The following is a 19,201-nucleotide window of genomic DNA, read 5'->3' as shown; positions in this document are numbered from 1 at the left end:
CGTGATGATCAAAATCAAAAAAGTGTTGAATTCCAGCGTAGTTTTGGTGGAGGATGAGCAGAACAAGGAGTACATTCTGTTTGGCAAAGGCATCGGCTACGGCCAAAAAGCGGGCAATACCGTCGAGGAGCACCAAGCCGACCAAATTTTCATGCCCATCGAAAATGTCAAAGTCAAAGAGTATCTTGGCGTATTGGATACTATACCTCCGGTATACGTGGAACTGACCGGGCAGATTGTGGCTTACGCGGAAAAGAAGCTGCAAACCAAGCTCAACACGGGGATCTATTTTACCCTTATGGACCATTTGCATTTTGCGGTTGAACGGTATCACAAAAAAATCGCGATTGCCAACAAAGTGTTTTGGGAGATTAAAAATTACTATGCCGAGGAATTTGAAATCGGACGCTTCTCTTTAGAGCTGATCAAAGAAAAGCTGCACATCGACATGCCCAAAGAGGAAGCGGCCAACATCGCTTTTCACTTGATCAATGCCCAAAGCGGGGAGAAGGAATCCAAGGACGGCATGAAGATGGCCAAGATGATCGGCAGCATCGTCAACCTGGTGAGATATTCGATGAATATTGATATGGATATCGAAAACGTTCATTACACCCGTTTTGTAACCCATGTGAAGTTTTTTGTGGAGCGGTTTTATACGGATAAGATGCTGGAGAATACGGACAACACCCTGTTTGAGCAAATTGCCAGTCTGTATCCGCAGGCGATGGACGGGGCGTTCAAGATCAAAGAGTATATAAACCAGGTGTACGGGAAGACCATTCCAAACGAGGAGCTCACCTATCTGGCGGTGCATATTCACAGGCTGATCTCCCATAACCAGTTGGCTTAGATTAGACGGAGGTTCTTCCATATTGAAAGTGAACCACATTATGATTTCGTTCATTGGATGTTTTATTATGGGGTTAGGCGTAAACGCAGGATATGTTCCCGTTCACTTATTCAGTACAGGATTCCCGGGGATCGGGATTCTCACGCTCTATACTCTAAATTGGAGCCCGGGTATCGTCGTGTTTGCGCTTAATATTCCTTTGCTATTGCTGGCCTGGAAGCGGATTGGCCGTTCTTTCGTGATCCAGACCGTGATTGTGGCCGGGGCTTTGTCCATCTTCCTTGACCTGCTCGATCCCATTCGAAATTGGGTTCACCCTCCGCTATGGTTAGGCAATGTGATCGGCGGGGCATGCTTAGGGTTCGGGTCGGGCATCGTTTTTAGCCAAGGGCTGACCAGCGGTGGGGTTGGACTGTTAGGACGGTTAATTCAACTTCATTCTCCTAATCTTAAGATGGGGACGATTCATATTGCATTTGACTTTGTTGTGCTTATACTTGGAGCCATGATCATGGATATCAAAACGGCATTTTTCACATTCCTGGCATCCCTCATTATGGGACGGACGATGGACTTCACCAAATCGCTGCCCCATCTCATTGCAAGATTCCACCCAAGGTGACCAGTAATTCGGCATTTATATAGTACAAAAAAAGGATTTAAGACGTCAGGGGTATCCCCAAAAAGTAAGCCTGCAACCGGAAGAAGCAGTCAGCTATATGCTGGCTGCTTTTGCTTTGGGCTTTAACCAGTTGAGCTCTATCATAGGAGTGTTCAAGCTACTATGTATAACGAAAGGAAGAGGTGGCTTAATGACTAATCGAAGTGATATGTCACATACAAAGAGGCGCCCAGTGTGCTTCCAAGCTTCCAACTCCAAAAAGATGCAAATCTGCAGGTATTTAGGCCGATCCCCGAGGGGATGCGAAAAAAGATGCAAATCTGCAAGAATTTCTAGCGATTTTAGAGAAACGAGCCGGTTTCGTCAAAAATTCCTGCAGATTTGCAGGAATTTTGAAATTTTTGGCTCCAAACAAGAAAAAACATGCACATATGCAGGAATTCTATGTTATCTGGCAACGGCATAGTAGCTTGAACGCAGTGAAAGCTAGCGCCTTTAGACGCGAGCCGGTAATAAAGGCTTATAGCCTTCGAGCAAACCACCCGTTTGACGGCTGGTTATGATTTGTTGAATTGAACCTCTGCCTTGAAATCCGGATAAATTCACATAACTGCAGTTCATAAGATCTTTACGACGGATGATAAGTCGGTGTTAAATAGATTTATCCGAAATCTTATGAATACGTAAATTATAGAAATTTACAATAAAAGGAGGTCTTTAAAAGTGCTTGAGACTGATCTGACGCGTACGCTTAAAATTCGCTACCCGATTTTTCAAGCGCCGATGGCCGGCGGTGTTTCGACACCCGAACTGGTGGCGGCTGTTTCAAATGCCGGCGGGCTGGGTAACCTGGGGGGCGGCTACTTAACGCCGGAGCAGCTCCGTAGCGAGATCCAAGAAATCAAGCAGCGAACGGACCAGCCTTTCGGAGTAAATTTGTTTGTCCCTGAGCCATCAGAAGAATCGGAAGAAGCAATTTGCCGGATGACGGATTATCTGAATAAATACCGCATCGAACTTGACACCGCTCAAAATCCATCGATCATGAAGTTTTCAGAATCATTTGAGGAGCAGGTACAGGTAATTTTGGAGGAACGTGTACCCGTATTTAGTTTCACTTTTGGCATACCCTCTCAAGACGTGATTCAAACCATGAAACAGCATGGCATATTCGTCATTGGAACGGCAACAACTGTTGCTGAAGCCAAGCAATTGGAAGCAGCCGGTGCAGATGCCATTGTGGCTCAGGGGAGCGAAGCGGGCGGGCATAGGGGGACCTTCATGAAAGACCCTTCCCATGCTTTGATCGGCACGATGGCTATTGTTCCTCAGATCGTTGACTATGTGTCGATCCCGGTCATCGCAGCGGGGGGAATCATGGATGGGCGCGGACTTGCAGCAAGTCTTATTTTAGGAGCTTTAGCCGTACAGATGGGCACGGCGTTTCTAGCCTGCCCCGAGAGCGGCGCTCACGAAACGTATAAACAGAAAATCCTCTCGACAAACGAGGACTTCACTGAAATTACGCGTGCATACACCGGAAAAGCTTCAAGAGGCATTCAAACCAAATTTATGATTGACATGCGTCAGTACCCGGGCACCATCCCGGCTTACCCTATTCAAAACGCGCTGACCCGGGACATTCGTCAGGCGGCTGCAAAAGCGAACAACCCCGAGTACATGTCGCTTTGGGCGGGCCAGGGGCTTCGGTTAGCAGGCGCCCAACCTGCTGCTTCCATTATCAAACAAACCATTGATCAAGCCAGTGCTCTTGTCCGAAATTTCCATTTATCAGAATTGTTTTAAATAAATGAAAAAGTGATTTAGACGACCGATAAGTTAAGTTGATTGAACGAATGAACGAGCCCTTGAATTTCCTTCCATGGAAGTTCAAGGGCTTTTTGCATCTGGAAATATGCGTGGCATAGCGGTTTGGTAGAGTTTTCCTAAAAAATTGTTGTAGTAATTCCGAGTAAACTGATGTAAAATGACAGAAATATATTTTCCGGAGCTGGCTTAGTTCACAGAAGTCTAGAAAGGGTTGGACATCATGATTACTTTATCCAATATTCAAGTTACCTTTGAAAATGGGTCACAATCGGTTACAGCCGTCCAGGATGTCAGTCTGCAGGTTGACGCGGGAGACGTATACGGCATTGTCGGCTACAGTGGGGCGGGGAAGAGCACGCTGGTCCGTGTGATTAATCTGCTGCAGCGGCCTTCGGCGGGGAGTGTAGTAGTCAATGGGCAGGATTTGCTGGCCTTGCAGCCCAAGGAGCTGCGCTTGGCCAGAAAGCGGATCGGAATGATCTTTCAGCATTTTCACTTGATGAACTCGAGAACAATCTATGACAATGTGGATTTTCCCTTGAAGAGTTCCAAGCTCTCCAAGCGCGAAAGGGACCTGAAGGTTAAACAATTGCTGGAGCTGGTAGGCTTGTCGGATAAACTGGATGCTTATCCTTCGCAATTGTCGGGCGGTCAGAAGCAAAGGGTGGCTATAGCCAGAGCGCTGGCGAATGATCCGGAAATATTGCTGTGCGATGAAGCGACCAGTGCCCTGGATCCGAAGACGACGCTATCCATACTGGAATTGCTGAAGAAATTGAATCGAACGCTGGGGCTGACGATTGTCATTATTACGCATGAAATGCAGGTTGTGAAAGAGATCTGTAATAAGGTTGCCGTTATGGAAGCCGGGCGGATTGTCGAGCAGGGCGATATCGTCTCGATCTTTAGCCGTCCGCAAAATACGTTGACCCGTGATTTCATCAATACGGCTACGCATATCGAGCAGACGCTGGACAAGCTTACGTCGCATCCTTCACTCCTTCATCTGAAGGATAACGATATGCTGTGCAAGATCTCCTATATCGGCGACAGTACCAGTGAACCGGTTATTTCTGAGCTGACTTCCCGTTACCGAGTGAAGACGAATATTTTATTCGCGAATGTGGAGATTTTACAGCAGACCCCGATCGGCAATCTGATCGTAGTGATGTCCGGCACTCCCGGTGATCTGGAGGGAGCTTTGCGATACTTGCAGTCGGCTCGGGTAGACGTTGAAGTTATCAATTCCCGACTTTTTCAGAATCGAAAGGTGGGTGACCCGGCATGAGTGATTTTTTTACAAGATATTTTCCTAACATCTGGGATTTAAGGGAGGACATCCTGCTAAGCACCTACGAGACGATTTATATGGTGGTCGTTACCTCGTTATTTTCCGTGTTATTCGGGATCTTGTTTGGCGTCACCCTCGTTGTGGTGGATAAGGGAGGCATTCTGGAGAACAGGCTGGTCTATAGTGTGTTGGAGAAATTCATTAACCTGTTCCGATCCATTCCATTCATCATTCTTATCGCTGTTGTCGTGCCGCTTACCCGACTTATTACAGGCACATCGATCGGTATGAATGCGGCGATCGTGCCCCTTGTCATCGGCATCGTTCCTTTCTATGCCCGGCAGATTCAAAATGCGCTGGTGGAAGTCGATTCCGGGATCATTGAAGCGGCTCAGTCTATGGGGTCGGGACCGATTGAGATTATTTTCCGCGTATATCTGAAAGAAGGCTTGTCTGCGATTATCCGGGCTTCCTCGGTGACGATCATTAACCTGATCGGACTGACCACCATGGCTGGGGCCATCGGCTCGGGGGGCCTGGGCAGCCTGGCTATCAATAAGGGGTACAACCGGTTCCAGACGGATATCACGCTTGTGGCTACGATTCTGATCTTGATTCTCGTGTTCGTGTGCCAATTTATCGGGGATTATTTCACCAAGAAGACGACGCATTGACATCGGGGTATGACTACGGTTTGTGCAGTATACCGTCTCCAGCCTCTGGGCGGCGGGTACTGGTTAAACATACAACACTACAAAAAGGACTGAAGAACAATGGCAAAAGTAGAAAGTTTTCAATTGGACCACACGATCGTAAAGGCTCCTTACGTCAGAGCGGCAGGGCTTGAGCATGATGAAAAGGGCAGCACTGTGCAAAAATATGATCTTCGCTTCCTGCAGCCGAATAAAGACGCGATTCCGACGGCGGCACTTCATACTCTTGAGCATCTGCTCGCTACCTATATGAGAGACGAGATTCAAGGCATCATCGATATTTCTCCGATGGGATGCAGAACCGGATATTATCTGATTCTCTGGAATGAGCACGATCCCGAAGAGATCGCGTCCGCACTGGAAAGAACGCTGAAGCGGGTGCTGGAAACAACCGAGGTTCCGGCTGTCTCCGCTTTGGAATGCGGCAATTACAAGGATCATTCCCTGTTCTCTGCTCAGGAATACGCGAAGATCGTCTTGCAAGCCGGAATTAGCAGAGATCCATTTGAAAGAGTATTGTAGTAGCTATGATTACTTTGGATTTATCGCAACAAACAGCGGTTGTAACCGGGGGCAATTCAGGCATCGGACAAGGCATCGTACAAATTCTACTGCAGAGTGGGGCCAGGGTCGTCTCAGCCGATCTCGCTCATGAAGGGGATTTTAAAGAAGTTAACGGGCGGTTGTTCGAATCCAGACTGGATTTGTCCCGATCGGAGGATATCTATCGCTGGTCAAATATAGTGTTGGAACAGACGGGAGTGCCGGACATCGTCGTGAATTGCGCTGGCATTTCCACGATGGATTACGTGATTGACAGCAAGCTGGAGGATTGGGAGAAGGTATTCTCCATTAATTCTACGGGGTTATACCTGGTATCGAAAATATTTGCGAAAGCGATGGTCGATGCCGGAAAGCCGGGCAGAATTATCCAAATGGCTTCGCAGGCCGGCAAGAACGGCTATCGGGCGATGGGCGGCTATTGCGCATCGAAGCATGCGGTGCTTGGACTGACCAAGGTGATGGCGATTGAACTGGCACGGCATAACATACTCGTCAATGCGATATGTCCGGGTATTGTGGAGACGCCGATGAAGCATCGGGAGCGCGTCGAAGGCGGATTAATCCGCGGCATGACGGCCGAGGAGATCTATGCGGAGGACTGCTCCCAAATTCCGCTGGGCAGAACGGCCGAGGTCAGGGATGTGGCCAACGTCGCTCTGTTTTTGGCCAGTCCGTTATCTTCGTATATGACAGGCCAAGCCATCAATGTAACCGGCGGTATGACCATGCATTAAGAGAAAAACGGCATCCAGATCAAAAGGGGAGAGGATCATATGAGTAATAAAGGTAAACTATGGGGCGGAATAGCACTCGGATTGGTATTGATACTGGCGACCGCGGGCTGCGGCGGCAAGTCTTCGGGTGACGGCCAGAAGATTGTCATCGGTTCGCAGGGCTCCGATGCTCAGATTTGGAAGCATATCGCGCAATCACAGGCGGCCAAGGATGCCAAGCTTAATATTGAAGTCAAGGAGATCAATGGCGGCGTGGAGTTGAATAACGCTACCAAGGAAGGCGAGGTCGATGTGAATGCTTTCCAATCCTGGGCTTATCTCTTCAACTATAATAAAGAAAGCAATGCCAATCTGGTAGCAACGGCGACCACCTATCTGGAGCCGATGGGCATCTACTCGCAGAAGATCAAGGATATTAAGGAGGTTCCGGACGGCGCCCTCGTCGCCCTGGCGGACAACCCGGCCAATACGGCCAGAGGCTTAAGCCTGCTGCAGACTGCCGGTCTGATCAAACTGAAGGATGATTTTAATTTGGGGACGGGTACGGTTAACGATATTGTCGATAATCCTAAAAATCTGAAGTTCAAGTTGATCGACGATACGACCGGCCCGCGGGTGATTCAGGACGTCGATCTGGTACTGATCGGCAACACGATCGCTATGGAAGGCGGATTAAATGTCCTGAAGGACTCTTTGTTCCATGAGGAAGTCTCCGTAGATACGAAGAATAGCATCAATGTGCTGGCGACCACTTCCGAGAAGCAGAATGATCCTGGCATTTTAAAATTAGGTGAGTTGTATCACAACGAGGATACGCAAAAATATATCGAGCAGGAGTTCGGCGGCACCAAGGTGCCCGTAGATAAGCCGATCTCTTATCTGCAAGAATAGAGAGGCTCCATGCGAATTGCTATAATTACGGCGATGGAGGAGGAGATGGCTCCTTTTCGCAATCAGGCGCAAATTACGGCCAGGACCCAAGTAGGCAAGGTTATCATTGAGGAGGCTGTGTACCGAGGCCAACCCGTCATCCTTGTAGAAAGCGGCATCGGCAAGGTCAACGCAGCCGTCGCAACCACGCTGTTGATCGAACGGCATCAGCCGGATCTGATCCTGAATTCCGGATCGGCCGGCGCATTTGGCGCAGGATTGAGCGTAGGTAATGTCGTTGTGGCAACGCAGTACATTTATGGGGATGTCGATGCTACTTGCTTCGGGTATGAACCCGGACAGGTTCCGCAAATGCCGGCCAGATACGATTTGGATGCAGCTTTGCTGGATCGGGCGAGGAGAGTAGCGGCAGCGGCAGAACTCCCCTATTCTCTTGATTTCGGGTTAGTATTGACCCTGGACTCATTCATGAGTGAACCGGAGCGGGTAGAAAGGGTCAAATCAACCTTCCCCGCCGTCAAGGTATCGGATATGGAAGGGCTGGGCATCGTGCAGGCCGCTGCGCAATATGGAATACCGGTATTGGCCGTAAAAGCGGTATCTGATATCGCCGGACATGGCGGTGTAACGGCTGACAGCTTCGACGATAATTTGGACGCCGTTGCCGTTCATGCCGCACACTTTACGGACCTGCTGGTTAGCAGCTTCATTGGTGAAAAAGCAACGCCCTCTTACACCGGCTTTTCCTGAACCTTCATAACCTGGTTTTGAGCGAACCCCGTCCTCACAAGAAGACGGGGTTCGCTAGGTTTAAACTTTAAATGTGCCATCAAGGATAAGTGCGAAATATTCTATATTCCTTGTTAAGAAGTTTTTGTTCTCAAAGGAGGTATTCTGGAACTTGCTGTTCATATCTTCCAAGAACGCGGCCATACTCGAGGTGTCCGCGCCTGCAAATCGATTGTCGATTTTCGTGTTGTTCAATACCGCATTCACATTGTCGCTTTCAGCGCGGTAGCTGCTCGACCATTGCGGGTTTTTCGCCAGCTTTTGGTTAAATTCCAGCAGAATTTTCGCAAAGCCCTCGCCGCTGCCGCCATTCGCCGCGTCTTTGAGAATCTCGGCGATTTTATTGGCGGATTCCGGATCATATTTTTTCATCAAAGAGTCGATATTGACATAATCATCGGGTGCGCCTTCAGGTTTGCGGGGGAGATCGATATAGCTCGCTTCACCGGTATCGGGATCGACCTTTCTCGTTTTGGCATACGCCGCGATCTTATCCATGGTGGCTAGAAATTCAGCCGCTTCGCTCTCTGTCATATAGTTGTCGGCAATAAATTTCGCCTGGGCCAGCCCGCTCTCAAGCAACGCCGCCCGTTCGCTTTCATCCGAAACCGAGCCGTCCGGAACAAAGTTGGAGCTGATTAAGTAATTTACGGCTTCTTCCACTTCAGGCGATTTTCCGCTGAGCAATCGCTCTAAGGAAGAATCCATTTCGGCGGTAAAAAACGGTCTTATCGAATGGTGCTTTACCGCGCCGACAGGCAACTCACGATCCGTAATCCCTTCGGCCAACCGTCTGGCCGCCTCGCTGATTTCCACGCTGTCGTATCCCGGAAGGGCCGGACCCGACTCCATTTTCACTTGATTGTTACCCCGATTTTGAATGTCGATTCTTGGCAGCGATGAGATAACATTACTTTCGATTTTCATGTTATACCTCCTCGTACAACTCCATAAAAAAATACGTGACCATATAAATGTTATCGGCATATTCTTCCATATTTTTAACTTAAATGCCTCAATATGAACTTTTCTTAGGTTCATGCGTCTATAAAAGTATCATAGACGTTTGGAGTGGTCTTTTGTGAATTTTAAAATATGCGTCATCAGTGCCGCTTGCTTGTTGTTGACTGCGGCATGCGGGAATGATGCGGATCCCGGCCAAGCTTCCGGAGCAAAGTACAGATCGGCGTCTCCGCAACTATCTACTACGGCAAATGCTTCGCCAATCTCAGCGGACGCCGGTGAAGGCGGAGTGCAGCCGCTATGGCAAAAACACGATGGCTCCGGGAAAGTCCAAGTTCTGGAGGACGGATTGAAGCTGCCCGGCGGGAAAGACGAATAGAAGAACTATGAAAGGGGATGGCTATGGCTCGCGTTCTATTTATTAACGGAGGTTCCGAGGGTCACATCAATCCGACTCTTGGAGTGGTGCAAGAACTTGTCCGCCGCGGCGAAGAGGTGGTGTACTTCGTTGCCGAATCCTATCGCGATCGTGTGGAGCGGGCGGGCGCACAAGTGATAACGTTCGACGTCAGGAAGTTTCTGGAAGCGTTCCTTGCGGGAGGAAGAACGCCTTGGGCGCGAGTGGGCGGGCTGTTACGCACCGCCGATATCGTCATTCCCAACGTCCTGGAGCAAACCGAAGGTGGGCGGTTCGATTACCTCATCCATGACTCGATGTTCGGCTGCGGGCGTTTGCTTGCGCAAATTCTCGGCTTGCCGGCGATCAACTCATGCACGAGTTTTGTCATGGGACAAAGCGGCTTTGACCGTTTGCAGGAGAGCCTGTCGCGCCATTTTCCGACAGCTGTGAATGAACAAGCCGAGCGGGAATTCCGGCAACTGGTCAGTGAGGTGCAAGCAAAATACCGTGTGCAAGTAAACGCCGCCTATGAAGTTTTTTGCAATCCTGCGCCAATGACCATCGTCTACACGACGAGGCGCTTCCAACCCGAGGGGGCAGGCTTCGACGAGACGTATAAGTTTGTGGGGCCGTCTGTCGTGCCGCGTTCCAACGATTCATTTGCGTTCCCGTATGTGGACACGGAACACCTGATTTATATATCGCTCGGCACGGTTTTCAACCAGGCGGCGGATTTTTACAAACTTTGTTTTGCGGCGTTCGCCGATACAAAGTACACCGTTATTTTATCCGTCGGCAGCCGAACCCGAATTGAGGAATTGGGGGACATTCCGGCGAATTTTACCGTGGCGGGCTACGTACCGCAGCTTGAGGTGCTGCAGCGCGCTAAATTGTTCATCACTCATGGCGGCATGAACAGCACCAGCGAAGGCCTGTACTATGGCGTGCCGCTGATCGTGTTGCCCCAAAGCGCCGACCAGCCTGTCATAGCCCGGCGTGTGGCCGAACTCGGCGCAGGTATCCAGTTAAAACAAGAGGGCCTAACCGCGGGGGAACTCCGAGAGGCCGCGGAACGGGTGCTGGGCGATCCGTCCATCCGTATGGCATGCGGGGAAATCGGCGATTCCTTCCGGGACGCGGGCGGCTATCGGCAAGCTGTCGAAGAGATCTTTGCGTATAAACGAAGCCTTGGCATAACTGAATGATCAAGGGGAGATAGGTACGGCAAGACGATTTCACGGGAAGGACGCTGCCCAAGCGAAAAGGGGAGCGTCCTTTTTCTAATATCAATAGCGTTTACTTAAAGGCTCAGTCCCACGGGAAGACTCTTCAAGGACTGGCCCGTGGCCGAAGCGGTCAAATGATCGTTAAGATTTAAACCGTCTACCTTACGGATATCGGCGAACCGTTTCACAAACGAGGCCAAGGCCATATTCGCTTCCAATCGGGCAAGCGGGGCGCCCAGACAGAAATGGGGACCGGCCCCGAAGGTCAAATGCTGTTGATTGCCGGGACGATGGATATCGAATGCGTCCGCTCGGGCGAAATGCGACTCGTCCCGATTGGCGGCGCCGATCCAGGCTACAACGACTTGCCCCGCTTTCATTTCGGGACCGAAAACGTCGGTATCCCGGGCCACCTTCCGATCGATCGTCGCCCCAAAGCGAAAGCGAAGTACTTCCTCAACCAGCTTGGGGACCAAAGTCAAATCGGCCCTCAGCTCTTGATAAACGCCCGGTTGATCGAACAGCATGCAATAGAACATGTTGGAGATTAGCGTGGTCGTCGTTTCGTTGCCCGCTCCAAGCAGGCCGATGGCCGACATAACCACCTCTTCATCCGTCAGCTGTTCCCCCTCCAGTTCGGCCTTGGTCAGGTCGGAGATGATGTCGTCCGCCGGGTGCTTCCGTTTCTCCAGGACGATAGGATACAAATACTCGGCGAACTCCTTCATCGCCAGGCCTTTTTGCTCTTCGATGTCGTCATAAGCTTCCAAATTATAAGGGAGGAAAAGAATGTCCGACCACGCTTTGATCCGGTCGCGATCCCGGGAAGGGACCCCGAGCAGATCCGCAATGACGGTAACCGGCAATGGAATCGCCAGCTTTTGCACAATATCGACGACTGGAGCTCTCTCCATGTCCGTGATCAGTTCATCGACGATTTCCTGGATGCGGGGCTCCCAATCTTTGAGGCTGCGAGGAGTAAATGCTTGGGCGAGAAGAGCGCGCCGTTTGCGATGCTCCGGCGGATCGACAAGGTTGACATTGCTCCGGCTATCCATTTGGCGGGGAACCGGAATCAGACTTCGTTCTTTTTTGTTGGAGAACAGTTCGTGGTCGAACAGCACGCGTTTAACATGGTCGTACGAAAACACATTCCAAACATCCTGCTCGGCATCGTAATAAACGGGGGTATTTTCTCTCATATCCTTGTACCAGGAAAACGGTTCCCATTGCTCTTGTTTTGTCGCGAGTTTGGAAATTTCGTCCAGTATGATCACTTGGCGGCTAGCATTCATCAGATTCCCTCCCATATTTAATTGAATTTGAATTTCTAAAAGGAACGTCTCGGAACCGAACCCCCCCTTTGCTGAACAGTGTGGCGACGATTGTGCATGTTCATTTCATATGTTAAAATAACCTATGTTAATTTAACATATGAAAATATTATAACATAAAATACAAATACTAGAAAATTTATATCATTTTTTCACTAGACTATAGCACGAAGGTGATTTAGATGTATGCGGATATCTTGATATTGGGGCAGCTTTTGACAGGGCCCAAGCACGGCTATGAAATCAAAAAGAACGTGCAAGAGGCGCTCGGGGAATCGTTCGAGATCAATAACAATTTGCTGTATCCCGCATTGCGGCGTTTTCAGGAAATGGGAGCGATGACGAAAGAGGTCGAGAAAGCGGACGGTAAGCCTGACCGGCACGTCTATCTGCTAACGGAGACGGGAGAAGAGATATTCGACGAACTCGTCCGGGATTTTCCGAGGAAAGCGGCGGCCAACCAGATGGAGTTTCTGGTTCGCGTCGCCTTGTTCGACCGCCTGGAGCCCGAGTTGCGGCTCGATATTTTACGCAAACGGCTGAGCGTGTTGGAAGAGGAGATGGAGCGAAACCGCCGATTCGATCTGCTCCATTCTCAAAATGGATTCACGGCGGAGGTCATTCGTTTCAAAAAAGCGCAAACCGAACACGAATTGGCCTGGGTGAAGCAATGGATTCTTGAATTCCAGGCGCCGGCCACGCTTTCAAATTCCGATACCGATCGCTTCGTATAGACTTTCTTGCAGCTTTTACGCAAAGGATATTTCTTCATGGTCATACCATTCCCCCTCCTTTGATCCCTATTCTCAAAAGTTACAAGTTGGATACAAGTTCTCTATCATTTTGGAAAAAAATATTCTATACTTTTTCAGTACATGGGCATTTTGCGGTTATGCAGAATGCTCACTAGATTAATATACTGAAAGTAGGTTTATTTTCATGAAGCCAAGGTATCATCTATGCAGACTTATTGTTACTACCGTAATGATCTTTTTACTAGTCAGTTCAGCCGGAACGGGTTATTCGGCAGCCGCGGGATCTAAGCCGGACTCCTCATCGGGAAACAAAGCTAATAAAATGGTGGCCTTAACCTTCGATGACGGGCCGGATAAAACATATACAGGGAAAGTGCTTGATATTTTGCGAGATAAAAAGGTAAAGGGTACATTTTTCGTAGTAGGAAATCGGGTGAAACAGTATCCCGACGTGATGAAACGCATTGTAAAAGAAGGGCATGCTCTAGGAAATCATTCGTGGAGACATACGGAACTAACCAAGCTTGGCAAAGAGAAGGTTCGCCAGGAGATTGTAAAGACGGATAAAGCGATTCGGGAAACTACCGGCTCCGCTCCGACCATGATGCGTCCTCCTTATGGGGCGACATCGGGACGGGTGAGGGGAGAAATTCAGGCATTGGGACATGCCGAGGCTCTATGGACGGTCGATACCCGGGACTGGGCGGCGGGCAGCTCTGTTGCCAGCATTCTCAAAACGGTGAAGTCCAGCTCCGGCAACAAGATCACCGTGCTGATGCATTCCGGGGGAGGAAAACGGGACAAGACGGTCAAGGCACTTCCTCAAATTATTGATTACTACCGGTCTCAAGGCTACACTTTTGTTACGATGGCGGAATTGAACGGTTTGGCTGACAATCTGGACGGATCGACACCCGCAGCCGCCCCCGATACGGCAAAGCAGACCGCTCCTTCAAAAGACGTTCCTTCAAAGGCCGCAAATTCACCGGCTGCGCAGAATAAGGACAAGGAGACGGCGGCTAACGCCGATGGCTCCAACAATAGAAACAGCGGTACCGAAGAGCGTAATATCCATTTGATATACGATGGAACGGAAGTCGAATTTTCGGATGCGAAACCACATGTCGATGAAAATAGCCGGATTCTGGTGCCCGTAAGATTCATGGCGGAATCCTTGGGCTTTGGCGTCAAATGGGAGGGAAGCGGGGACCAGAAACATTTGATTCTGTGGAAGGACAATACACATGTCGATTTGAAGATTGGCGACAAAGTGGCTGTAGTCAATGAAGCGCAGATACAGATGGATACCAGCGTAATTATCATAAAGGAAAAAACGTATGTCCCTTTAAGATTTGTGAGTGAACTTGCCGGAATGGATATGACGTGGAACTCCGCAGACAGTACCGTTACCCTTTCTTCCAAGAAACCGGCAGAAGAAATCATTGACGAGAAGCCGGCAGACGAAAATAACGAGAAGCCTGAAAACGATAACGGCGATGAAAGGACCGTTGGCGATACATACATCTTGTCCGCTCCAAGAGCTACGGTCCAGCAGGCTAAAGCATGGGCAAGTGCTAAAGGGGCAACGGAAGTGTTTATTAACCTGGCGGACATTGTATGGGAGGAAGCTTTGAAAGCGGGAGTCGATCCGACGGTCGTGTACTGTCAGGCCGCAAAGGAGACGGGCTTTGGGAAATTCGGAGGCATCTTGGATGAAACGTTTAACAATCCGGCCGGTTTAAAAAACCAGACAGGCGGCTCCGACACGGATCATACGGCGCATCAGCGCTTTTTCAGCTGGGAGGAAGGGGTTCAGGCGCAGGTTGATCATCTGGCATTGTATGCGGGGGCGCCGGGTTATCCGAAATTGGATACACCTGACCCAAGGCATTTTCCCGCTTTGCAGGGAAAGGCGGTTACGGTGGAGGCTTTGGGCGGATCGTGGGCGAGCGTTCCCACTTATGGCGTCGAAATTGTAAAAATGATGCTGGAGTTGGCCCAGACAAACGGTTAGGTCGCGTTTCATCACCATAAACAAGCAACAAGCTCTTGAAACTGTCCATGCGACAGTTCAGGAGCTTGTTTCGTTTCTTAAGCAACAAACAACGTAACGACCGATAACACGATAGAGGTGATTAGCATGGCGATGAGCGGCCTAAGAGCCTTTGCCCGAAGGTCGCGCAGACTTACATTCAATCCAAGCCCGACCATGGCGGATGAGAGGATAAAGGTCGTCAGATTGGAGACTCCGTCCATGACCCCTTGGGACACAGGAATGGAATGGCCTAAACAGTAACTGCCAAATAGACTCATCAGAATAAATCCGAGAAGGAACCAAGGAAATTCAATTCGCGTACCGCTACTGTTTCCGGAGTTTTTCCGGTTCATCCAAAAGATCAATATGAAGCATAAGGGAATCAGCAGCAGAACTCGGCCTAATTTGGCCAGAAGAGCAATCGCCAGGGCATCCTGTCCCGCAGGGGCCCCCGCCAGGGCGACATGCGCAATTTCATGAAGGCTGATTCCGCTCCAAATCCCATAATGGATGGCTGAAATCGGCAAAAACGGCCGAAGAATGGTATAAGCGACTGAAAAAACGGTTCCTACCAGCGCTATAATGCCAACTCCAATGGCGGTGTCCTCATCATTCGCTTTCAATATCGGGGATACGGAGGCGATAGCCGCAGCGCCGCAGACACCGGTTCCTACCCCGAGAAGCAAAGTTAATGATGGCTCCGCTTTAAGAACTTTCCCCAGCCAAACGGTTGTCAAAATCGCAAATCCGATGACTCCCATATCACGAACAAGCAGGGGAAGACCCTGGTGTAGAACAGTATCTATGTTTAATTTCAAACCGTATAAGATAATCGCAAAACGCAACAAACGCTTGGCTGAAAATTGAATCCCTGACCGTAATGCCTCCGGGTAACCGAAAAATTGCCGGTAAATCACCGCGATAACGATCGCACAGGCTAGCGGGCCAACATGATCGAACCCGGGAACCCGTGAGAAAGCGAACCCCATTGCGGCAATCACAACGGTGAAGGCAATACCTGAACAGAACAAGCCCGCGGAAGCTTTCTTTTTCGGCGAGGGGAATTTCTCCTTCTTTAACATACTTGCACGTTGGACTTCCATATTATCACCCCAAATTATTTTCACAACCCCAGTGTACCTCCGTCATATTCATAAGAAAAATAACGATATATAATAGGGATGATAAGTGAATTTATATGAATTAGCATCGTACGGATGGATTGCATCTCATTAAAAACCAAAATGGGCGGAAGGGTTTAAAATGGATCAATATTTAGAAGTGTTTATCAAGGTCGTGGAAAAACAAAATTTTACGAAAGCCGCAGAGGAACTGCATATGACGCAGCCCGCCGTCAGCCAACACATTAGAACATTGGAACGGTTGGTAGGGACCAGGTTGTTGGAGCGGAACAATAAACACGTGCGAATGAATAAAGCCGGGGAGATTGTGTATCACCATGCCAAAGAGATCCTGGCACTCTATACAAGAATGCAGGACTTAGTGGATGATTTGGCGGGCAGTGCCAGCGGTCCGATTGCGATTGGCGCAAGCTATACATTCGGTGAATATATTTTGCCGCATATTATCGCCAAGCTGAAAAAAGAGTACCCCTTGATCAAGCCATCCATCATTATTCACAACACGAAAGAAATCATCGACTTGGTGAACTCCTATCAATTGGATATCGGGATTGTCGAGGGCTATTTCAACGATCCTCAATTACATTCGGAAGTCGTTTCGGAGGATCAGATGGTCATTGTTGCTTCACCGTCGCACCCTTTATTAAAAAAGAACGGCGATTTGCCCCTTTCCGCCTTGGCGGACGAAACCTGGATTCTTCGGGAAGAAGGCTCCGGAACCAGACAGGCGGCAGATCATTTCTTTGAAATGCACCCATTTACACCGAAAGCGATCATGGAATTCGGAAGTACCCAGGTGATCAAGGAATCGGTGGAGGCCGGATTGGGGATCAGTCTGCTGTCAAAGTGGACTATTGTAAAAGAGCTGACGAACGGTTACATCGGAATGATCAGAGTCGAGGGGCTTCCGTTCAAGCGGGAGTTTACCATCGTGACGAGGTCGGTCTACCAGACCAAAGCGCTGAATACGTTTATTGAAACGCTTAAGGAGTATTTGAATCCTGGACTTATCAAGGAGTCTGGTAAGGAGTGAGCCGATAATCGCGTGATAGGGTTATCGGCTTTATGTCTGTACGGCTAACTCTTTGACATGCGTTTATCGGCAACCTCTCGGTTATGTCACTAGTTGCTGGTCTTCTTGATCAAATTCACGCCATCGTATGCCAGACTTTCTATACTTGCAGCCTTCTGCAGTATGTAATGATCAAAGAAGTTCTTCGTATAGTCTGTAACAAGATTTCGCATCTCCATAGCATCCCGTTCGCCTCTGAGTTCCTCATTAACACTGGTAAACACGATATCGCAGTAATCTAAATGCCCAACACGATCAACGGAGAAATAATAGGTTTCCATGCTATTGTTAGCGCCAATTATCGCATTCATGTTATAGTTCGGTTCACAAAACAGCAGCAAGAAGGGTTTCTTAAGGTCGCTGCCCTGAAGGCCGAACGCACCGCTATCCAAGCCAATCCCGCAGGCGAACCGGTCGTCGTCCCGGCAAACCAGCGCCGTCGTAGGTCCTCCATAAGAATGTCCGACAATGCCCATGCCGATGTCAAGCAACAATCTGCCCTTAAAGATGGAATTCAGCTCTCCAGAGTCCAGTTTGTAAAGAGAATCGGCGACATACCTTATATCTTCTGCCTGTAATTCGCTATACTTTGTTAACTTGGCAAGTACCGGCAGTGTAAGCACGTTACGGCACATCTCAATGGCAGTTTCATCGTCAGGCCGCATCTCCATCTTACCAGCCAACGTCACCATCTCCGGATCTTCAGAAAACGCCATAATGACATCCGAAAAATCCTTTGATACATTAAACAGGCGCCCATCTTTACGCTTATACATCGTGCTATTCTGATGGCCGATGCTTACCACAACATATCCCGTGCTTGCCAAGTCTGTACAGATCACGGTACCCCATTCTGGAGAACCGCCCCCGCCGCAAACATAGAATAACACCGGATAGCGCTTTTCCTTCCCGGAGAGAGCAAGGTCGTCGTAACACTGGGTCTTGATATCTATAGAGTAAGCATCCTTCAACCCAGTGAGAAGTGGCTGCTCATCAAGCATTTCGTAGACTTCAGGAAACATGTACGTTGATGTAGTCTTACCTTCGCTACTGTCGGACGGATAGTACACAAACGCCGTCAGTTCTCTTTTTGAGTGATCTGATGCCGTGTACTCAAAATCCATCTGGGTTCGACCGACAGTATAGCCGCCAATTGGTTCTGGAAATGCGTCATAAGTTTTCATTTTCTTGTACCCCCTTAATTAATAAAAGTGGCGAATGTGAAATACATATATTTCTACTCCTTGGCTTTCTTGAGTTCGCTAACCATTTCAGAATATTTATGATCTTCAAGCAGCCCATGGCTCATAAAGTCAGTAAAGTACTTGCTAATCTTATGTTGCAGCTTAGAGTCCTTAATATCGAATTCCCTAAAAAACATGACTAAATTAAACTGCATTGACTCAAACATAAAAGAGATCAGGTCGTCGTCAATATCAGGCCGGAGATATCCATCAACCCTCATTCGGCGTAAAATGTCCTTGATTAAGGGGAATGACTCGCCCTTTAGCACATTCAGATATACTTTAAGCAAAATGTCTTCAGGAATGTATAAAAGTGTTTCAGTGAGTTTGATTTCCAACTCATTCAGCGGCTCGGTCACAATGCCATTAACGTTACCAAATAGGCCGGTAAAGAAAAACTGGAGAAGGGAATCTTCATTACTGTTATTAAAATACGCAGCTCTTTTCTGGGTCACATTACGTATTAAGAGACAATAAAGATCATCTTTATCTTCAAAATACCGATAAAATGTTCCGGGGTGCATGGACAAACGATCCAAAACCATCTTCATAGTTATATCCTCGTAAAGATGATCAACAAAAAGATGCATAGCTCTATTAGATATTTCCTCGCGCCTTGCTTCATTTAAACGAAAGAAAGTATTTGTCGGCATAGAATACTCCTTACCGTGAAGTGTGAACCTATTCACACTATAACGATAATAAATTCATACGTCAAGTGGTATTGAAATGTTAATATGAAA

At 48.7% G+C, this 19,201-nt stretch carries 19 protein-coding genes; 14 read left to right on the top strand and 5 right to left on the bottom strand.

Annotated elements, in window-relative coordinates:
• The first annotated feature begins 4 nt into the window (after nt 1-4).
• The 9 genes from LBW89_RS00790 to LBW89_RS00750 all read left to right on the top strand — a co-directional run bounded on the left by LBW89_RS00790 (nt 5) and on the right by LBW89_RS00750 (nt 8,248).
• A complete protein-coding gene (locus tag LBW89_RS00790) occupies nt 5-853 on the top strand; it encodes a PRD domain-containing protein (protein WP_225038226.1) in 849 nt (282 codons plus the stop codon).
• A 28-nt stretch (nt 854-881) separates the two neighbouring features.
• The gene (locus LBW89_RS00785; RefSeq protein WP_225038306.1) at nt 882-1,475 is read left to right on the top strand and encodes a YitT family protein; all 594 of its coding nucleotides are present in this window, start codon (nt 882-884) and stop codon (nt 1,473-1,475) included.
• Nucleotides 1,476-2,198: 723 nt separating this feature from the next.
• A complete protein-coding gene (locus LBW89_RS00780) occupies nt 2,199-3,281 on the top strand; it encodes an NAD(P)H-dependent flavin oxidoreductase (RefSeq protein WP_225038225.1) in 1,083 nt (360 codons plus the stop codon).
• A gap of 244 nt (nt 3,282-3,525) precedes the next feature.
• Nucleotides 3,526-4,593 carry a methionine ABC transporter ATP-binding protein gene (locus LBW89_RS00775; protein ID WP_225038224.1) on the top strand — a complete coding sequence of 356 codons (1,068 nt, stop codon included), beginning with the start codon at nt 3,526-3,528 and terminating at the stop codon, nt 4,591-4,593.
• A complete protein-coding gene (locus LBW89_RS00770) occupies nt 4,590-5,270 on the top strand; it encodes a methionine ABC transporter permease (RefSeq protein WP_213505130.1) in 681 nt (226 codons plus the stop codon). Before LBW89_RS00775 ends, LBW89_RS00770 begins: the two co-directional genes overlap by 4 nt.
• A 99-nt stretch (nt 5,271-5,369) precedes the next feature.
• On the top strand, nt 5,370-5,831 hold the full coding sequence (locus LBW89_RS00765) for an S-ribosylhomocysteine lyase (RefSeq protein WP_124331543.1): 462 nt from the start codon (nt 5,370-5,372) through the stop codon (nt 5,829-5,831).
• 5 nt (nt 5,832-5,836) lie between these two features.
• Entirely contained in the window at nt 5,837-6,607 is a 771-nt protein-coding gene (locus LBW89_RS00760) for an SDR family NAD(P)-dependent oxidoreductase (RefSeq protein WP_225038223.1), read from the top strand.
• Nucleotides 6,608-6,646: 39 nt separating this feature from the next.
• Nucleotides 6,647-7,498, top strand: a complete 852-nt coding sequence (locus LBW89_RS00755) for a MetQ/NlpA family ABC transporter substrate-binding protein (RefSeq protein WP_225038222.1) — start codon at nt 6,647-6,649, stop codon at nt 7,496-7,498.
• A gap of 9 nt (nt 7,499-7,507) precedes the next feature.
• Nucleotides 7,508-8,248, top strand: a complete 741-nt coding sequence (locus tag LBW89_RS00750; RefSeq protein ID WP_225038221.1) for a 5'-methylthioadenosine/adenosylhomocysteine nucleosidase — start codon at nt 7,508-7,510, stop codon at nt 8,246-8,248.
• A 60-nt stretch (nt 8,249-8,308) separates the two neighbouring features.
• Here LBW89_RS00750 and LBW89_RS00745 read toward each other — a convergent pair whose 3' ends face one another.
• Complete coding sequence (locus LBW89_RS00745; RefSeq protein ID WP_225038220.1) at nt 8,309-9,214, bottom strand: hypothetical protein; 906 nt, start codon at nt 9,212-9,214, stop codon at nt 8,309-8,311.
• Between the two features lie 154 nt (nt 9,215-9,368).
• Between LBW89_RS00745 and LBW89_RS00740 the strand changes: the two genes are divergently transcribed.
• Nucleotides 9,369-9,629 carry a hypothetical protein gene (locus tag LBW89_RS00740; RefSeq protein ID WP_225038219.1) on the top strand — a complete coding sequence of 87 codons (261 nt, stop codon included), beginning with the start codon at nt 9,369-9,371 and terminating at the stop codon, nt 9,627-9,629.
• Between the two features lie 23 nt (nt 9,630-9,652).
• Nucleotides 9,653-10,855, top strand: coding sequence for a macrolide family glycosyltransferase (locus LBW89_RS00735; RefSeq protein ID WP_225038218.1), 1,203 nt, complete (start codon nt 9,653-9,655; stop codon nt 10,853-10,855).
• Nucleotides 10,856-10,950: 95 nt separating this feature from the next.
• Here LBW89_RS00735 and LBW89_RS00730 read toward each other — a convergent pair whose 3' ends face one another.
• On the bottom strand, nt 10,951-12,171 hold the full coding sequence (locus LBW89_RS00730; RefSeq protein ID WP_225038217.1) for a cytochrome P450: 1,221 nt from the start codon (nt 12,169-12,171) through the stop codon (nt 10,951-10,953).
• A gap of 221 nt (nt 12,172-12,392) precedes the next feature.
• Here LBW89_RS00730 and LBW89_RS00725 point away from each other — a divergent pair, with 221 nt between their 5' ends.
• Together LBW89_RS00725 and LBW89_RS00720 are read left to right on the top strand one after the other, a co-directional pair.
• The gene (locus tag LBW89_RS00725) at nt 12,393-12,944 is read left to right on the top strand and encodes a PadR family transcriptional regulator (RefSeq protein WP_225038216.1); all 552 of its coding nucleotides are present in this window, start codon (nt 12,393-12,395) and stop codon (nt 12,942-12,944) included.
• A 205-nt stretch (nt 12,945-13,149) separates the two neighbouring features.
• Complete coding sequence (locus tag LBW89_RS00720) at nt 13,150-14,979, top strand: polysaccharide deacetylase family protein (RefSeq protein WP_318249333.1); 1,830 nt, start codon at nt 13,150-13,152, stop codon at nt 14,977-14,979.
• A gap of 77 nt (nt 14,980-15,056) precedes the next feature.
• Here LBW89_RS00720 and LBW89_RS00715 read toward each other — a convergent pair whose 3' ends face one another.
• Nucleotides 15,057-16,082, bottom strand: a complete 1,026-nt coding sequence (locus LBW89_RS00715) for a YeiH family protein (RefSeq protein WP_225038304.1) — start codon at nt 16,080-16,082, stop codon at nt 15,057-15,059.
• Between the two features lie 181 nt (nt 16,083-16,263).
• Here LBW89_RS00715 and LBW89_RS00710 point away from each other — a divergent pair, with 181 nt between their 5' ends.
• Nucleotides 16,264-17,175: a LysR family transcriptional regulator gene (locus tag LBW89_RS00710; RefSeq protein WP_225038215.1), complete on the top strand. Its 912-nt coding sequence runs from the start codon at nt 16,264-16,266 to the stop codon at nt 17,173-17,175.
• An 89-nt stretch (nt 17,176-17,264) separates the two neighbouring features.
• On the opposite strand, the gene LBW89_RS00705 is transcribed toward LBW89_RS00710, so the two are convergent.
• Together LBW89_RS00705 and LBW89_RS00700 are read right to left on the bottom strand one after the other, a co-directional pair.
• Nucleotides 17,265-18,398 carry a choline esterase gene (locus tag LBW89_RS00705; protein ID WP_225038214.1) on the bottom strand — a complete coding sequence of 378 codons (1,134 nt, stop codon included), beginning with the start codon at nt 18,396-18,398 and terminating at the stop codon, nt 17,265-17,267.
• A 53-nt stretch (nt 18,399-18,451) separates the two neighbouring features.
• The gene (locus tag LBW89_RS00700; protein ID WP_225038213.1) at nt 18,452-19,111 is read right to left on the bottom strand and encodes a TetR/AcrR family transcriptional regulator; all 660 of its coding nucleotides are present in this window, start codon (nt 19,109-19,111) and stop codon (nt 18,452-18,454) included.
• Nucleotides 19,112-19,201 lie beyond the last annotated feature (90 nt).

Source organism: Paenibacillus sp. alder61, from assembly GCF_020179875.1.
Classification (GTDB): domain Bacteria; phylum Bacillota; class Bacilli; order Paenibacillales; family Paenibacillaceae; genus Fontibacillus; species Fontibacillus faecis.
Note: the sequence above shows the minus strand (reverse complement) of the source record. Positions and strands in the feature narration are given on the sequence as shown.

What these genes read in the sequence shown, in the direction of transcription:
- LBW89_RS00725 (WP_225038216.1), top strand. Translation starts at nt 12,393, where the DNA reads ATGTATGCGGATATCTTGATATTGGGGCAGCTTTTGACAGGGCCCAAG.
- LBW89_RS00705 (WP_225038214.1), bottom strand. Translation starts at nt 18,398, where the DNA reads ATGAAAACTTATGACGCATTTCCAGAACCAATTGGCGGCTATACTGTC.
- LBW89_RS00770 (WP_213505130.1), top strand. Translation starts at nt 4,590, where the DNA reads ATGAGTGATTTTTTTACAAGATATTTTCCTAACATCTGGGATTTAAGG.
- LBW89_RS00765 (WP_124331543.1), top strand. Translation starts at nt 5,370, where the DNA reads ATGGCAAAAGTAGAAAGTTTTCAATTGGACCACACGATCGTAAAGGCT.
- LBW89_RS00745 (WP_225038220.1), bottom strand. Translation starts at nt 9,214, where the DNA reads ATGAAAATCGAAAGTAATGTTATCTCATCGCTGCCAAGAATCGACATT.
- LBW89_RS00755 (WP_225038222.1), top strand. Translation starts at nt 6,647, where the DNA reads ATGAGTAATAAAGGTAAACTATGGGGCGGAATAGCACTCGGATTGGTA.
- LBW89_RS00735 (WP_225038218.1), top strand. Translation starts at nt 9,653, where the DNA reads ATGGCTCGCGTTCTATTTATTAACGGAGGTTCCGAGGGTCACATCAAT.
- LBW89_RS00760 (WP_225038223.1), top strand. Translation starts at nt 5,837, where the DNA reads ATGATTACTTTGGATTTATCGCAACAAACAGCGGTTGTAACCGGGGGC.
- LBW89_RS00790 (WP_225038226.1), top strand. Translation starts at nt 5, where the DNA reads ATGATCAAAATCAAAAAAGTGTTGAATTCCAGCGTAGTTTTGGTGGAG.
- LBW89_RS00710 (WP_225038215.1), top strand. Translation starts at nt 16,264, where the DNA reads ATGGATCAATATTTAGAAGTGTTTATCAAGGTCGTGGAAAAACAAAAT.
- LBW89_RS00715 (WP_225038304.1), bottom strand. Translation starts at nt 16,082, where the DNA reads ATGTTAAAGAAGGAGAAATTCCCCTCGCCGAAAAAGAAAGCTTCCGCG.
- LBW89_RS00700 (WP_225038213.1), bottom strand. Translation starts at nt 19,111, where the DNA reads ATGCCGACAAATACTTTCTTTCGTTTAAATGAAGCAAGGCGCGAGGAA.
- LBW89_RS00750 (WP_225038221.1), top strand. Translation starts at nt 7,508, where the DNA reads ATGCGAATTGCTATAATTACGGCGATGGAGGAGGAGATGGCTCCTTTT.
- LBW89_RS00775 (WP_225038224.1), top strand. Translation starts at nt 3,526, where the DNA reads ATGATTACTTTATCCAATATTCAAGTTACCTTTGAAAATGGGTCACAA.
- LBW89_RS00720 (WP_318249333.1), top strand. Translation starts at nt 13,150, where the DNA reads ATGAAGCCAAGGTATCATCTATGCAGACTTATTGTTACTACCGTAATG.
- LBW89_RS00730 (WP_225038217.1), bottom strand. Translation starts at nt 12,171, where the DNA reads ATGAATGCTAGCCGCCAAGTGATCATACTGGACGAAATTTCCAAACTC.